This window comes from Metasolibacillus sp., from assembly GCF_025291715.1.
In the GTDB taxonomy this organism is placed as follows: domain Bacteria; phylum Bacillota; class Bacilli; order Bacillales_A; family Planococcaceae; genus Metasolibacillus; species Metasolibacillus louembei.
This window is the reverse complement of the sequence record NZ_JAMBIZ010000009.1, coordinates 1-13326: the sequence shown is the minus strand read 5'-3', so window position 1 is coordinate 13326 and position 13326 is coordinate 1. Positions and strand designations below refer to the sequence as shown.

At 39.3% G+C, this 13326-nt stretch carries 20 protein-coding genes and 1 pseudogene; 1 reads left to right on the top strand and 20 read right to left on the bottom strand.

All coding sequences use genetic code 11. The features are described from left to right. Positions 1 to 10 precede the first annotated feature (10 nt). The 19 genes from M3Z76_RS07890 to M3Z76_RS07800 form a co-directional block, all read right to left on the bottom strand. The gene (locus M3Z76_RS07890; protein WP_293922242.1) at positions 11 to 1327 is read right to left on the bottom strand and encodes a phage tail sheath family protein; all 1317 of its coding nucleotides are present in this window, start codon (positions 1325 to 1327) and stop codon (positions 11 to 13) included. A gap of 1 nt (position 1328) precedes the next feature. Beyond that, positions 1329 to 1553 (bottom strand): hypothetical protein, encoded by a 225-nt coding sequence (locus M3Z76_RS07885; protein ID WP_293922241.1) that lies wholly within the window; start codon positions 1551 to 1553, stop codon positions 1329 to 1331. Continuing rightward, positions 1540 to 1974, bottom strand: a complete 435-nt coding sequence (locus M3Z76_RS07880) for a phage tail terminator family protein (RefSeq protein WP_293922434.1) — start codon at positions 1972 to 1974, stop codon at positions 1540 to 1542. Before M3Z76_RS07880 ends, M3Z76_RS07885 begins: the two co-directional genes overlap by 14 nt. Positions 1975 to 1982: 8 nt before the next feature. After that, positions 1983 to 2384 (bottom strand): HK97 gp10 family phage protein, encoded by a 402-nt coding sequence (locus M3Z76_RS07875; protein ID WP_293922239.1) that lies wholly within the window; start codon positions 2382 to 2384, stop codon positions 1983 to 1985. Beyond that, complete coding sequence (locus M3Z76_RS07870) at positions 2384 to 2692, bottom strand: hypothetical protein (RefSeq protein ID WP_293922237.1); 309 nt, start codon at positions 2690 to 2692, stop codon at positions 2384 to 2386. Before M3Z76_RS07870 ends, M3Z76_RS07875 begins: the two co-directional genes overlap by 1 nt. Positions 2693 to 2739: 47 nt before the next feature. Next, positions 2740 to 3156, bottom strand: coding sequence for a hypothetical protein (locus tag M3Z76_RS07865; RefSeq protein WP_293922235.1), 417 nt, complete (start codon positions 3154 to 3156; stop codon positions 2740 to 2742). A 5-nt stretch (positions 3157 to 3161) separates the two neighbouring features. Next, a complete protein-coding gene (locus M3Z76_RS07860; RefSeq protein WP_293922233.1) occupies positions 3162 to 3353 on the bottom strand; it encodes a hypothetical protein in 192 nt (63 codons plus the stop codon). A 17-nt stretch (positions 3354 to 3370) separates the two neighbouring features. Then, positions 3371 to 4414 (bottom strand): major capsid protein, encoded by a 1044-nt coding sequence (locus tag M3Z76_RS07855; RefSeq protein WP_293922231.1) that lies wholly within the window; start codon positions 4412 to 4414, stop codon positions 3371 to 3373. Between the two features lie 16 nt (positions 4415 to 4430). Further along, on the bottom strand, positions 4431 to 4802 hold the full coding sequence (locus tag M3Z76_RS07850; RefSeq protein ID WP_293922229.1) for a hypothetical protein: 372 nt from the start codon (positions 4800 to 4802) through the stop codon (positions 4431 to 4433). 19 nt (positions 4803 to 4821) lie between these two features. Then, the gene (locus M3Z76_RS07845) at positions 4822 to 5427 is read right to left on the bottom strand and encodes a phage scaffolding protein (protein ID WP_293922228.1); all 606 of its coding nucleotides are present in this window, start codon (positions 5425 to 5427) and stop codon (positions 4822 to 4824) included. A 94-nt stretch (positions 5428 to 5521) separates the two neighbouring features. After that, complete coding sequence (locus M3Z76_RS07840) at positions 5522 to 5734, bottom strand: Acb2/Tad1 domain-containing protein (RefSeq protein ID WP_293922227.1); 213 nt, start codon at positions 5732 to 5734, stop codon at positions 5522 to 5524. A gap of 145 nt (positions 5735 to 5879) precedes the next feature. After that, positions 5880 to 6104 (bottom strand): hypothetical protein, encoded by a 225-nt coding sequence (locus M3Z76_RS07835; protein WP_293922225.1) that lies wholly within the window; start codon positions 6102 to 6104, stop codon positions 5880 to 5882. Continuing rightward, positions 6105 to 6551: a hypothetical protein gene (locus M3Z76_RS07830; protein WP_293922224.1), complete on the bottom strand. Its 447-nt coding sequence runs from the start codon at positions 6549 to 6551 to the stop codon at positions 6105 to 6107. Further along, a complete protein-coding gene (locus M3Z76_RS07825) occupies positions 6548 to 7582 on the bottom strand; it encodes a minor capsid protein (protein WP_293922222.1) in 1035 nt (344 codons plus the stop codon). Before M3Z76_RS07825 ends, M3Z76_RS07830 begins: the two co-directional genes overlap by 4 nt. Next, on the bottom strand, positions 7569 to 9068 hold the full coding sequence (locus tag M3Z76_RS07820) for a phage portal protein (RefSeq protein WP_293922220.1): 1500 nt from the start codon (positions 9066 to 9068) through the stop codon (positions 7569 to 7571). Before M3Z76_RS07820 ends, M3Z76_RS07825 begins: the two co-directional genes overlap by 14 nt. Before the next feature lie 15 nt (positions 9069 to 9083). Continuing rightward, positions 9084 to 10481 carry a phage terminase large subunit gene (terL, locus tag M3Z76_RS07815; RefSeq protein ID WP_293922218.1) on the bottom strand — a complete coding sequence of 466 codons (1398 nt, stop codon included), beginning with the start codon at positions 10479 to 10481 and terminating at the stop codon, positions 9084 to 9086. Then, positions 10478 to 11074, bottom strand: a complete 597-nt coding sequence (locus tag M3Z76_RS07810; protein WP_293922431.1) for a transposase — start codon at positions 11072 to 11074, stop codon at positions 10478 to 10480. The genes terL and M3Z76_RS07810 overlap by 4 nt, the downstream gene beginning before the upstream one ends. Before the next feature lie 56 nt (positions 11075 to 11130). Then, entirely contained in the window at positions 11131 to 11589 is a 459-nt protein-coding gene (locus M3Z76_RS07805; protein ID WP_293922216.1) for a hypothetical protein, read from the bottom strand. A 300-nt stretch (positions 11590 to 11889) separates the two neighbouring features. Beyond that, positions 11890 to 12360 (bottom strand): sigma-70 family RNA polymerase sigma factor, encoded by a 471-nt coding sequence (locus tag M3Z76_RS07800; protein ID WP_293922214.1) that lies wholly within the window; start codon positions 12358 to 12360, stop codon positions 11890 to 11892. Positions 12361 to 12657: 297 nt separating this feature from the next. On the opposite strand from M3Z76_RS07800, the gene M3Z76_RS07795 reads away from it, so the two are divergent. After that, complete coding sequence (locus M3Z76_RS07795) at positions 12658 to 12879, top strand: hypothetical protein (protein ID WP_293922212.1); 222 nt, start codon at positions 12658 to 12660, stop codon at positions 12877 to 12879. A gap of 58 nt (positions 12880 to 12937) precedes the next feature. On the opposite strand, the pseudogene M3Z76_RS07790 reads toward M3Z76_RS07795, so the two are convergent. Beyond that, positions 12938 to 13326, bottom strand: a pseudogene (locus M3Z76_RS07790) (hypothetical protein); the annotation flags it as partial.

Genomic DNA, 13326 nt, shown 5'->3' with positions numbered 1-13326 from the left:
TTGACCTCCCTTATGCTACCACTGTAGTAATGTAAAGCTGTGACATCGCCACTGTAGGGATGACAACCTCATTTACTACGACGGATTTTTTCGAATTGCCTTGCTCTACAGTCAACTCATCTTTGTTGTAATTTTGGATAGCTCGAATACGTTGTAGCTCCATACGGTGCGCACCAATGTCATTCCAAAGTGAGATACGGCCATCTTGGTCGTTTGGTACTTTACCAAGATAACGGTTATTGAATAGCGCTGCTGTATCGATTGCGATTTGGTCAAGCACACGAATGACTTGATTCATGCTGAAATCCTCATTTTTATCTACTGTGAAGGATGTAAATGTATTGATATCCTCAAGTACACGCACTTCATCACCAACGCGATGGAACACATATTTACCATTTTTGATTAATGCGATAAGTTGTTGCTGTGTCTTTGTTTCGGACATATCTAGCTCAAATTCGCCGTCATAGCGTTTGTTTGTATTTGAACGATTTACCGGCACGCCTGCTTGTGCTCCTGTTGCCCAATAGACAGCAGCAAATACTTCATCACCCATCGCGTCGTTTTGTACATCGATAACACCCTCGTGGTCTGTCGTGCCGAGTTTATGACCTACAAGTTGGAATTTACCTCCCACTTGGTCACGAATACGCTTCGTATACTCTACGTACAACGATTTAATTGAGCTTTCAGCCGATAAACAACCGAGTGTATTAAAGCCATACGCTTCTAAAGCATCCAATGCCTCTTGATGGGCACCACCTGTAATCGCTGTGCCATTTGAGCCATCGGCTAACGGCGTACCTGCTGTAACTGCAAGCGTTGCACCACTTTTAAATGTTACATAATCATTTGTTACTAAATCAGCAGCCGTTGCTACAGCGATTTGTTCGTCAACTGTGGCACCATCTAATAATGTTTTGACATCAAATTTCGTTGGCTCGTCCACATTCGCTTGAATCACAATGGTGATATCGTTGCCACGTACCCCTTTGTATTTAGCTGTTGCAAAAGTATTTTCTGCTGCTACTGCATCAACAGCAAGCTTATAAAAGTACACCGTAATCGCATTTTTGAATACATCACGAATGCCTTTTAGCTTTTCATGTGTGTAATCGTAGCCGAAGATTTTACGACTTTCCTTTTGTAAATCTTCTTGTGTTACAGCGAATACTTCGCCGTCTACGCCCCAATCAAGCGCGATTGGTAGCCCAACATATCCGCGATCGGATAAGTTCACGAATGCACGTGCAGCACTAATAAAATTGTGGTACGTTCCTGGTAATACTTTATTTTGAGTTAAAAAGAATCCTCCACCTAACGCCACTCTACCTCACTCCTTTATCGAATTTATTAAGAATTTCATCGACCTGAGCATAAGAATACGCCTTGCTATCTTGTAGCAAAGCGTTCAATGCATCTCGTCGATGTTCGTATTTTTTACTTTTTACCAGCTGCTCTTTTGCGAATGTCGGCATGGCTGATTTAATGACCTCTCCAACCATTTCGCCTGTCACATTTGCTTTTTCCCTAATTGCTTCATTCTTCGCCAACTGTACCCCACCTTTCGTTATTTACGTAGTGTTGTAGCGATTCCATAAATATTTTTTGTTCCACCTCTTGCAAAAAGAAGTCAAACCTCATAAAGTTATGACCTATACCATCTACTACCTCACTATTAGTACCTCTAGCGAGCATAATAGAGCCGTTTAACAGCTCGATATCCTTTAGGGCTTGTTGTATTTTTAAGCTCATGTTTGCGCTCTCTGACGCTCCCTTAAACGGAAAATACTGCACATTAAAAAGTGGTGTCACTTTCCATCGCTTACCAATTTGCTGAACATGCTCCAAACTCAAAAACTGAATAAAAAATGAAGGTGTTTCAAAATTTTGCGGCACTTGATCAATATACTTTTTATAACCATCACCAAATTCCGCTTCTAATTTACGCGAAATGGCTATGATAATATCCATAATTTCCACTATTTGAACACCTCCATCAATTTAGCCTTTAACTTTCGCTCAATTATGGCTGGGGCTTGCTGCTCTAATTCATCGGCACTAATTGTCATCATGAAACGGCCATTTACCCAACCTTGATGATTCCTTGTTCTATGCCCGAATTCTTTGTATGAGGCATATTCAATATTATTAATAACCTCAATTTCATACATATCTCCAATTTTTTTTACTTGTCCAATTGTCCACCCTCTACGTAAAACACCTGTATCAACCGGAGTACGCTTGATAACTTTAGCGAGTAACCGAGCTGCTAACTCTTTGACCATCGCAATATTAAATGCTTCCATGTCAACATCTGCAAATTTACTAATGCGCCGCTGTAACCGCTCCAACTGCTTGTAATTTACTCTTACACGTGCCATTATGCGTACCTCTCGAATGCCTCAAGCATAATTTCTTGGTGATCCATAAAAACAGCAGGCTTACCACTACGAGTAAATTCATTTGTTTTACCATGCTGCGTAACAATGATTTTAGAGCCTGCCGGAATATCTAACTCTGGTGCAATAAAGAGTTTAGTAGTTTGAGCAATGATAGCTGGCCCACCTGTTGGAGTGGTAGAAGTTTGCTTTTCATAGGATAGTTTGCATTTTTTATCAGTAAATAATGTCTCTTCCAGTTGTGTTGTTATCTTTGTTATTGGGTCAGTTACTGATTTCCCCACTTTCACGGTACACAAGCCCCTGTACAATGATTCAACGGCTTTTCTGCGTGCCCCTACCATATCAACACCCTGTACTTGGACCAATTGAGGTTGCCATGCCTTAAATATGCAAGAAACGCATTGAATTGACCTTCGGGTGTATTAGTAGCATCTGAATTAACTGCAAACTCTACGTTTGTATCGCCATCTTGGACCTTTTTAGCGACCATCGTAAAATCGATCGTTTCCACGTCTAACTGCCCCATCGCTTTTTTGGTAGCAAGGTACTCACCTACAACCATATCGACAGCATGATTATATGATTCTCTCGGTATGCTTGATAGGTTGGTTTGATTGTTAATGTAGTTTGTTACCTTTTCAATGGCAAAGTCTATTACATAAATATCAGAGCTGTTAGGGGCACTCGATAAAGTAACCCCTAAAGCTTCAATCCGATTTTTTACATCAACTACTTTTAATTTGACTGACATGGCTATCACTCACTTTCAGTCGTTTTCTTTGTCCGTGCAGCAGGCTTTTTTGGTTCTTCCGTTACCGCCAACCGCTCCATGATTGCACCGTTAAAATGTGGTTCATCAACCGTCAATTCTTGACCAACTAAAAAGCGCTCTCCTTTGTATCTCACAGGAAAAGCGCCTTCTTTAATTTTTACTTTAATGTTTGCCAATGTAATCACCAGCCTATTTAGTTTACTTGCGCGATGAAAATGTTATCGATTGTTTCAAAGCTTGGCATTACGATTTCAGACACAATCGTTTCAACGTTTACTGGATGTGGCTCCTTAACTGTTGTAATTGCAACACCTGTGTTAACAATGGAAACCTCGGCATTTGACTGACCTGTTAGTAAATCTGATTCCTCTGGCGTTGTACCGTAGTAAGTATTGCCTAACGTACCATCCGGAATAAGCGTAAAGAAGTCATCTGGATAGAAGTTGTTTGAAGTGCCATCCTCAGCAAGATACTTTTTGTTATATACTGCAACTGAAATACCTAGTTTGTCTTGTAGGTACTGCTTCAAAATTGCATCGGTTAAGATGATATTTTGCCCACCTAACGGGTTCATATCCAAACGAATGCTCGGGTGCTTTAATAAATAACCAAACGTTTTACGCGTTAAAATAGCTTTTGTTGGGCGAACACCTGTATTATCCTCTACAGTGTCCTGCCAACGGATAATGTCCTCAATTGGTGTAGCATCAGCATTGCTCCATACAGCATTTCCTGCAAGGGCCTCTTTATGATCAGTTTTCATTTTATAGTCATAATCAAAATCTTGGCGATTTGCTGTGATTTTAATTTTACCTGTGGAAAGTAGCTGCATAATCATTCGCTCAGGCTGTACATTGGCACCGTTCACTAGATTCGTAATGTCATCATAAATATTAGCGATTAAAGTTCGTGTCATGCTATCTAAATTAGATGATAACAAACGATTCAACTCTTGACGGTCTTTCTCTCCTACTCGCATCGCTTCACGGAAGAATGGCATTTCTGTTTCTACTTTTTTAAAGCCAATACGGTCACGTAGCGTTGCTTTCGCATCGAATTCAGACGGCATCAAGGCTACAGGTAAACCCTTCGAGCCTTTAATCCAACTCAAATCTAAACCTAATTGTTTTTTAGGTGGGAACAGTGTCGCTCCTAAATACGGAATATTATTCGATGGGTTGTTTTCATAATAATCCGCAATTTCTTTCGCTTTTACTAAATCAAAAATTGTTGGCATTAACTTTCATCCTCTCTTATTTTAAAAATGTAATTTGTTTTAATGCTGCTTTTTCTTCATCTGTTGGTGCTGTAGGCAACTTATCTAAAGCAACAAAACCATGAATCAGTAACGCACCGGAAGCAGGGCCATGTGTTACATCGGTATCATTAAACAGAATCCCTTCAGCATTTGACACGCCTTCGTCAGTCGTTGCTTTTACCGCCTCGATAGTATCATCCTCTAACACGCCACCACCCAAAATAGTCCCAGCTGGTACGATTTTTTTACCTTCACTATTGGCAGTAACCCCAACATCAGAAACAGTAATTGCTAAATTTACATAGTGGTCTGGAAACTTTAAAATTTCCTTTTTGTTTGTATAAGTTGTTTCTACAAATTTACTCATTTATTTTCATCTCCCTTATTTATTCGAAATATTTTTCGCGAGCAGTATCTAATTGCTCGGTGCCTTTTGAACGTTCTTCCGCTATTAGTTTGCCTAAGCTAAACTCTGCACCACCGCCACCTCCTGTACGAGCTTCTGCAGGGGTGAAACCTTTAAACTGCGTTGTTTCGGCCTTTTCAGGCACAAACAAAAAGGACTTTGATTCTTGCAGTGTTTTAAGCTGCTCATCTAGTCCTTTAGTGACGTTTCCGTCCTTATCCAATTCAATTGCATTTCGGTCAATCAAGCCAGCGACTAAATCCACGTCATGCACTTTACCGTTTAGCGATAGTTTTAAAGCGGCGCTCATGCGTTCGTTAGTAAGTTGCTGCTCGTACTCTGTTTTGGCTGTTTCGTTAGCCTGTTGTAGCTCTGTGATTGTCGCTTGGAGTTGCTCATTGCCTTTGGCTTGCTTGCGTAATTCTTCCAAATCAGCTTCATGCTTCTTGACCGTTTCATCCAATGCCTTTTTCGCATTATTTACTTCGTCAAAACGCTCTTTTGGAATCATGTTTCCGTATTTATCAACGATGGCAGTTGCTTGCTCCTCGCTCAATCCCATAGCAATTAAATCTTCTTTTTTCATTTGTATAGCCTCCTATTACGTTTTTTACGTGTGCGACACGTTAGGGGTTAGACACTTGTTCTTTAACGTCTACAAGCGCTAAAAAGACGGGTGATTACTCATTACGTGCAACAGCAGCATTTGCCCACATCACCGCTTGTTCAAGATTAGTCATTGAAACTGATTTTTCACGACTGTTTGGGCATACATCGTCAATTAAATATGCAAGTTCTTTCGCCTTTTCGCGAATAGATTCATATTTTTTCTGTTGACCTTCTTTCGGACTGTGATACATAAAGTTATTTTCAATTTGTTGATTTAATGGCATATTCATACCCTCCTAAAAATATAAGTTACTATTTAACGCATAGTTGCGAGATATATAGACCACCAAGCCTTTCCGCTATATCAGCAGTTTGACGCTACTTTACGCCATAATAAAAACCATTCTGCCGATACTAGCAAAATGGTTTTTACTCATACATATCTTCAACGATATCGAATTTCGCTACTTCCAACATTCCTAAAGCTTCCAAAGCACTACCATCAGAAGCAGATACCTTAATGGTGCCATCTTTTAATTTTACTACACTAAACACACGTTCTATTTGTTCGACATTTTGAAGTAGGTGTTCTAACGTTGCTTTTACGGTGATAATTCCGTCACGTTCAGCCCTTTTTTCATTGAAATCAATCATTTAATCACCAACTTTTTCATAAATAGCATTGAAAGTATCAGGCTTGCATAGATACAATTCACCTTCTTCATTTTTGATGATGTAGTCGCTAAACTGTGCGCACTTAATACCTTCCGGTGTATGAATATATAATTCTCCATAAAGCCCTCTGAACCAACCTTTGTTTCCACCTACGAAGTTCTGAAATTCACTTACAGTGCTTCCGACTACATAATGAAAAGCTTCAATCACTACTGACGCTGACGACTTAGAGCGATATTTCACAGGAGCAACCACTTGTTCTTTTTCATTGGAAATGGAGTAAAACAGCAGATTATCATACGGAATGAATAACTCTCCTTCACTCGCTTGAACGCGCACCCCTTTTTCTTCTTCTATTACAGATTTTATTTCTTCAATTTTATAGTCTTCGTGGCTCTTTAAATATATTTTTATGAATTTCGTCATTTCACAAACCTCTCTTTCCATTGTGGGTATTTGATATTGCTTGGAATGTAATACATCTTACCATCTTTATCTCTAGCAATACGCTCACTATAATCATCATCGAACCACGGAGCCGTAGTGGACCTGCAATGCGGATGAAAAGGATTGGCAGTAACACCTGGTTCAAAGTCAGCGAGCTTGAATACCTTCCCGTCCATCGACTGGCAAATATCGCTTGTCTTGCTATCCAATGTAGCGATGATCTCATACCGTTCCACATCCAGTTCCTTAAATGCATCCTTTTGAGCCGATGCACTAAAAAAAGCCGATTCGGTCATAACCAAACGGCGAACTTGAGCTTTTGTATTTGTAGAGCCTAGTTTTTGATGGAGTACCTTTACAATCTCTTCTGGGTGTTTACCTGTGGCTAGTGTGCGTACAAGCTCTTTATGCAACGTGTCGATTAAAATATTTTTATCACGCCATAAGCGCCTGCTAAACGTCATACCATCGGCTGTCCATGGCTTGCTGATTACCTTATCCAAAAGAGTGTCATTAAGTACTTGCATGGTAAAACCGATGTTAAAACCTTTTTGCACCTCGTAAGCTGTATGGTAATACTGCGATTGGTACTGTTCTTTGATAAAGCGTTCAAAGCCCTCTATTTGACCGTCATACAGCTTTTCGATATGCTGTTGCATTTGTATTCGTAAACTCTCTAATCGGCTAATATGGACACGTGAGGACGCATTTTCAAGTTCTTTCATCCACTTTTGGTTAATAGCGTTCTTTTTGCCGTACTCGATGTATTCCTTGACAGTCCAGTGAAACTCTTTTAATTCATCACTTTTTAGTAGTATTTTAGCTTCATCGAGAGTGATTTCATTGTTTTTCGAAAAACGACTATACCATTTGAGGATGTCCTTTTCGAGGTCGTCCATGGTGTATATATAAGCCTTAACCAAATCATCGTAATAAAAAAGAGAACGGCTGTGTTGTGCGTCCTCTAATACTTCAAACCGTTTACGCCAGTATTCCCTACTCTTGACCATCTACATCACCTTGCTTTTTTTGGAAGGTTGTTTCGTAGTTGTCCATTTGGTCAAGGTATTCCTCGCGTTCTGCCTTTAAACGTTGTAATTCAAGCTGTACATCATCTATATAAGGATGTTGCGCTAAACGTGTTTCTAACGACACATACGGCGATTTTTCAAGCACCTCAACAACTTCTTTCTCATTGATTAAAATATCACGATTGAAAATGATATTGACATACTCGTCCTCAAAATCACCTTGTTTGGTGTTAGCTAAATGCATATCAATAAACCATAGCAACTCCTCAAATGACGCTTGTAGCTCCACCTCGAAGCCGTTTGCGTCCAATTCGATGTCGGCGTACATGCTTTGGATATTCATTTGATTTGGATTGTTGCTCATGCGTTCGTCTTTCGCATCATAACCTCGACCATTTTCGATTAGCGCCTTTTTAAATAGCGCTAGGATTGACTTATAGTTTTCAGCGTTTACTTCGATGTATAAGCTTTCCACGCCACCGTTGGCTCCATCACCCGAACGGACTTTAACAACGCCGAACTGCGCTAAGTTGCGTCTGAACTCTCCTAAGTCTTGACCGTCATAATTATGCAATATCAGGATTGTATTTCGCGAATCTTCCTCCATGTTGTTTTCAAACGTGCTAAGCATTTTGTTGATGCCGTCCTGTAGTGATTTAACACGTTTGATTAACGGTATCTCAACACTATTAAATTTAACAGGAATAAGGGGCACTCTCCGCCAGTTAGCACCTTTCATTTCCTCTCCATCACTAATAATGATATATGGGGATACATCAGGCTTAGTCACGTCTTTATACAGCTTGCCGTTAATAAACTCATAATGTTCAACGCCATGTGCTGTAAATACGTCAACCTTTTCTTGCACTACCTCTTTATCACCATCGTATACCAATTCCTCATACAACCTGATAGCAAAGTTTAAAACAGTGCGGTCGCTATCCTGCCAGTACGGTATGATTTCCCACGGTCTAAAACGCTTGATGTTAAAGTTCCCATACTCGTCATAGTGAGGGTATAGCCAGCCGATACCACCGTTAATTACATCAAGCCCGACATTACGTAAAGTGCGGTGAAAACGCTTATTTAGTATCGTTTGAAGCTTTTTAACATAGTCGTCTTTTTCGGACTCAATCGTTAGCGGCTTGCCGAGTTGGAAGTTAACCTTTTGGTCTACTAACTTAGCGTATTGGTTGTCGATGCGCTTGTTATTAGGTAGGTTTTCGTTAACAGTTAATCGTCCACCCTCACCAATTACTTTACGTTCGTGCTGCAAGATATCGTGTTCGCCCTCATAGTATGCCTCACCTGTCAGCATCCACTTTCTTCTTTCTGATTTCTTAAATTTGTTGATTTCATTTTCTAACCATTTAACATCGCTTATCTGTTTATTAGCATTAGCAACGATGTTGGCATTAATAATGTCAGTGTCCGTCACGACACCTTGAAACGGAAAATATGTCACTTTATCACCTCTTGTCTAATCAAAGCTATATAGGCTACCAGCGCCGATTTTTTCAGCGATACCTGTTGTAGCGTCCGGTGCATCATCATGCTTGTTCTTACCTTCTTTTTGGTATTCCGTCATTGCTTTATAATATTCTGGCCATCTATAACGCCAGTCGCTCGGGAAATAAATATGGTCCATTACCCAAGTAGCATTGGATAAAATACGCGCTCTTTTGTTTTTCGATTGGTGAAACGGATTAATGCGCGTTTTATTCGAATTATAATTCGACTTAAGCAAACGTTCGACTGACCTTGCAAAACCTCGACCGCCACCGTTAGATTCAATATCAGCAACATTAACTTTATCCTCATAGAGCATTTTTGCCGTTGCTGGTTCCGTTACCTCCATACCGTCTTTTGTATAAAGCACATCTAGTACGTATGCTTCGTCGTTAAACGTCACACCATAATTAATGGTACATAAGTAGTCGCTACCTTCGTCTGCTGTATCAGTATAATTCTTGATTTGTTTAAACTGAGGCAGTTCGCCGTCATACGTTTTAAAGGATGTGTACAAGCGTCCTTTTTGGTCAATAGGCTCTTGCTGATAGTTAGCTGCTGCTATTTCAGGGCGCATTGCTCTAATTTTGCTCTCATATGACTTTTGGCTTAATACCTCGTCACAAAGCATTGTTCCATCGTCTTGTAGAGCTTTCATATTCACATGACGGACTTTCTTACCTTCTTCTTTAAAGTGAATAAGCGCTCGTCCTGCTAAATCTTTTGAGGACCAACGTGTCATAATGATGATGATTTTTCCGCCTTCTTCAAGTCGGGAGAGCATAGTATTCGTGAACCATTCCCAATGCTTATCCAAGGTATTTTCATTAAAAGCTTCTTCGGCATTTTTTATTAAATCGTCAATAATAAGTAAAGAAGCACCAAACCCTGTTGCTGTACCTGTCGGAGAAGTAGCGAGATAGTTGTTGTAACCACCTTCTAGGCTCCATAAATTCATAGCAGCGTCACCTTGTTTAATCGTTGTGCTAGGGAATATATCACTATACACAACTGCATCGGCATCAGCCTTAACTTCCGATATGCCATTTCGAACAGCTTTCGAAAATGTCGTTGAAAGCATTTCATTGTATGAACCTGTCATTATCTTTTCTTCTTGATTTTGACCAAATACCCATTGAGCAAACATGGAAGCAGAACGTGATTTACCATGACGAGGAGGAACATTAATAATTAATACCTCATCGTCAGATTCATAAAAATCTTGCATTTCGTTACACAGTTCAACTAAGTATTTTCGATTTTCTTTGTAAAACTTAGGTGCTAACAAATGGCAAAAATAAAAGAACTCACGTCTCGCGAGTTCTAATTGGGCTTGTTTTTTCAGCTCTTTTAATTGTTCATCTGTCATTTGTTAATCAACTTCCTTAGTTCCTCTGTTGTGAGGTCTTTCATAGGATTGTTAATATTCATAATGCCACTATGTTCAACCTGTTGCTTATCGCGCCATTCGTTCGGCTTACGGTTCTTCAACCAGAATATTTGAGCTGTAACATCCGGGATAACCTCTTTCGTCTTTTCTTCAACTACCACCATTTTGTATTTCGAAATGCTTAAACCATGAGCGCGAATTTCTTCCATCGTTGCTTCTGGATTGTCTAGTTTGAAACGCTTCATAGCTGCTTCTTTTAAAGCATGGTGTTCTTCATTGGACATTTGCACAGGTTCGTATTTCTTTTCGATATATTGATAGCCTAGCGCTCGTTTGAGCAAAGCATTCTCAACTTGACGGTCAACAACTTCCTTACCTCTTTTTAAGGCCTCTGAAATCTCTGAATACTTCTTCTGCCAATCGTACAATGTAGATTGTGTTATACCTATATTTTGTGCTATTTGCTCATTTGTAAGACCATCCCTAGCCCAACCTTCAATTTTTATTAATCCTTCATCTGTGAGCCATTCAGCGTATTTGCCTTTAGCTCCACCTTTATTTACTTTCCCAATGGCATCACCCCATTATGCTAGTTGCTTTGTAAAATAAAAAAACACCCCGAAGGATGTTAAATTTCACCTTTTAATTTCATCATAATAAATTCATATCCACCCTTAGCTGCGCCATGCAAAAACTCATATAATTCAAAGTTTTCCTTAAAGCCTTTCAGTTTATCAAGAATATCATCAAATTTACTTGAAGCTTGTTCAACTGTTGTACTCTGGGAAAGAAGTAATATTTCAGTAATCAAAGGCAATATTTCAGCAGTTTGATTACTATTAACCCTTAATACTTCCATAATATCTTTTATATCGTACATTTTATTACGAATATCTTCCAAATATTTTGTTTGCCGGTGAAGAGCGATTCTATCCTCCTCTTCCTTTCTAGCTTTTTCTAGATGAAATTCTCTAACTTGGTTCCACGAATCATTAGTTTGCTGTACCATTGCATTATATTGTCCTTGTAAATTATTTAAGGGTTTTAAATCAAATTTTATATTTTTTAAAGGGTTATTATCATTCATGTTTTTACACCTCCCACTCCATCATAAACTAATTCGGAAGGCTATTCCATGATATATTTTTGCTCTCAAAACCACACCACACCAAACTCCACCTTAATTATTTTTATAAAGCGACTCTCGCTATCTACGCCTACGCGTCACGGCTGTTTGATGCAGTTTTCAAAGCAAAAGAAAAGACGACACCTAAAGGTGACGCCTCACGAATTATGTTGTAACAAAGTATTTTGTGGTAAAAATACTTATGATGAAGGACGAAGTTCTTCACCCAAAAGATAAAGCCGCTCCGTCCTCCCTCCCATTTTAACCTGCGTTTTTTGAGTAAGTCAAAATCGTACGTATTTGTCCGTTTTGTCCGATTTGTCGCAAGATTTCTTTTTTCGATTGGCATACGTAATCTTTGGAAGTGGCTAGATGCTCCGCTATCTGTCTGTATGTCATGCCATCTAATAAGCAATCATATATCGTTTTTAATCGCTCGTCCTTTAACAGGTCATACGCAACCTCTAACGCATATACATAAGATTCTAAGCGCTCTAGCCGCTTTAATTGGCTACGTTCCCTTATATCCATTCGCTCCATTTCGGCAGCAGAGCGTATACTGCTCCCTCTAGGCATTGTTGCCTCGATACCGTATTGAGCCACGCCCCACGAACTCATATTACGACTACCACCGTATATAGCGCGCTCTAGTCTTGCTATTTCCTTTTTCCACAGCCTGTAATTATCAATCATATACCCGATATCTAATTGTGCAATTTGCCCTTTGCCCATGCTTTAGCCCCCATTTATGTGTTATAATAGAGTGTGTATAATTTTGCTGAGGTGGCTGGGCGTGTGCTTGGCTGCTTTTTTTATTTACAAAACCGCTTTAATCATATCGGCAATCATGGATACAAGTCCATATATGCAGATGGTCGCAATACTCATCAACGCCCAACCGTTCGCTTCAAACTTGTACATTTTATTCATCCTTAACCTCCGTATAAAATTATTATAATTTTGAGTATATTTCCGTGCTTCTTTCTTAGCTAATTGATATAATTTTTTTAAAAAGAAAGTAGGTGAATTATGGGTATATTGTCTATCTTTGCGACTTCTGAAAATATTAATATTATTATCATTACTTGTGTAGTAGGTGTTGTGCTTGGTATAGTAGCGGTTATTGCTAATTATGCACATTCGGCATTCACCAATTTATTGAATTACATATTTTCAATTGATGTTGTTCGTTATGGAGTATGTGCATTATTATTTTTGGCAATATTCGTTACTGCAAAAATTATTGTTTAGCCGCAGCTATTGCTACGGCTTTTTATTTGCTACTCATTTTGGTCATTGTGCTTCTTAACTACAGCCCACACATGCCTTCACACTCGTTCGCCCATAAATCAATCTCTAATTGATTTTCGTTTAAATCAACCTCTCGTAACGGCTTACAGGAACGATGTAAAAATGCTTGTCCATGCAAAACTGGCATATTACGTATTTTTTCATCTATAAAACAAGCATCCTCAAATGATTCGGGGTCGTTCCGTTTCATTTCCAGCCATGTTTGATTGTCATGGAATGGGCAACCTATACAACTGCTTTTGGCTGGTGTTCCCAATCCTTCACGCTCAACATATGAAATGCAATTACTGCGATTCATTATTACGTTGTCGATTAGAGGATGTTCAGCTTCAATCCATTTGTCTGCAATCGGCTTCACACGTTGAATTTCATCCGTACTAATGCCTT

Coding starts and splice junctions, on each gene's coding strand:
- M3Z76_RS07805 (WP_293922216.1), bottom strand. CDS start 11,589: ATGAATGATAATAACCCTTTAAAAAATATAAAATTTGATTTAAAACCC.
- M3Z76_RS07850 (WP_293922229.1), bottom strand. CDS start 4,802: ATGAGTAAATTTGTAGAAACAACTTATACAAACAAAAAGGAAATTTTA.
- M3Z76_RS07865 (WP_293922235.1), bottom strand. CDS start 3,156: ATGTCAGTCAAATTAAAAGTAGTTGATGTAAAAAATCGGATTGAAGCT.
- M3Z76_RS07830 (WP_293922224.1), bottom strand. CDS start 6,551: ATGACGAAATTCATAAAAATATATTTAAAGAGCCACGAAGACTATAAA.
- terL (WP_293922218.1), bottom strand. CDS start 10,481: ATGACAGATGAACAATTAAAAGAGCTGAAAAAACAAGCCCAATTAGAA.
- M3Z76_RS07855 (WP_293922231.1), bottom strand. CDS start 4,414: ATGCCAACAATTTTTGATTTAGTAAAAGCGAAAGAAATTGCGGATTAT.
- M3Z76_RS07825 (WP_293922222.1), bottom strand. CDS start 7,582: ATGGTCAAGAGTAGGGAATACTGGCGTAAACGGTTTGAAGTATTAGAG.
- M3Z76_RS07800 (WP_293922214.1), bottom strand. CDS start 12,360: ATGGGCAAAGGGCAAATTGCACAATTAGATATCGGGTATATGATTGAT.
- M3Z76_RS07880 (WP_293922434.1), bottom strand. CDS start 1,974: ATGGATATTATCATAGCCATTTCGCGTAAATTAGAAGCGGAATTTGGT.
- M3Z76_RS07875 (WP_293922239.1), bottom strand. CDS start 2,384: ATGGCACGTGTAAGAGTAAATTACAAGCAGTTGGAGCGGTTACAGCGG.
- M3Z76_RS07840 (WP_293922227.1), bottom strand. CDS start 5,734: ATGCCATTAAATCAACAAATTGAAAATAACTTTATGTATCACAGTCCG.
- M3Z76_RS07845 (WP_293922228.1), bottom strand. CDS start 5,427: ATGAAAAAAGAAGATTTAATTGCTATGGGATTGAGCGAGGAGCAAGCA.
- M3Z76_RS07795 (WP_293922212.1), top strand. CDS start 12,658: ATGGGTATATTGTCTATCTTTGCGACTTCTGAAAATATTAATATTATT.
- M3Z76_RS07835 (WP_293922225.1), bottom strand. CDS start 6,104: ATGATTGATTTCAATGAAAAAAGGGCTGAACGTGACGGAATTATCACC.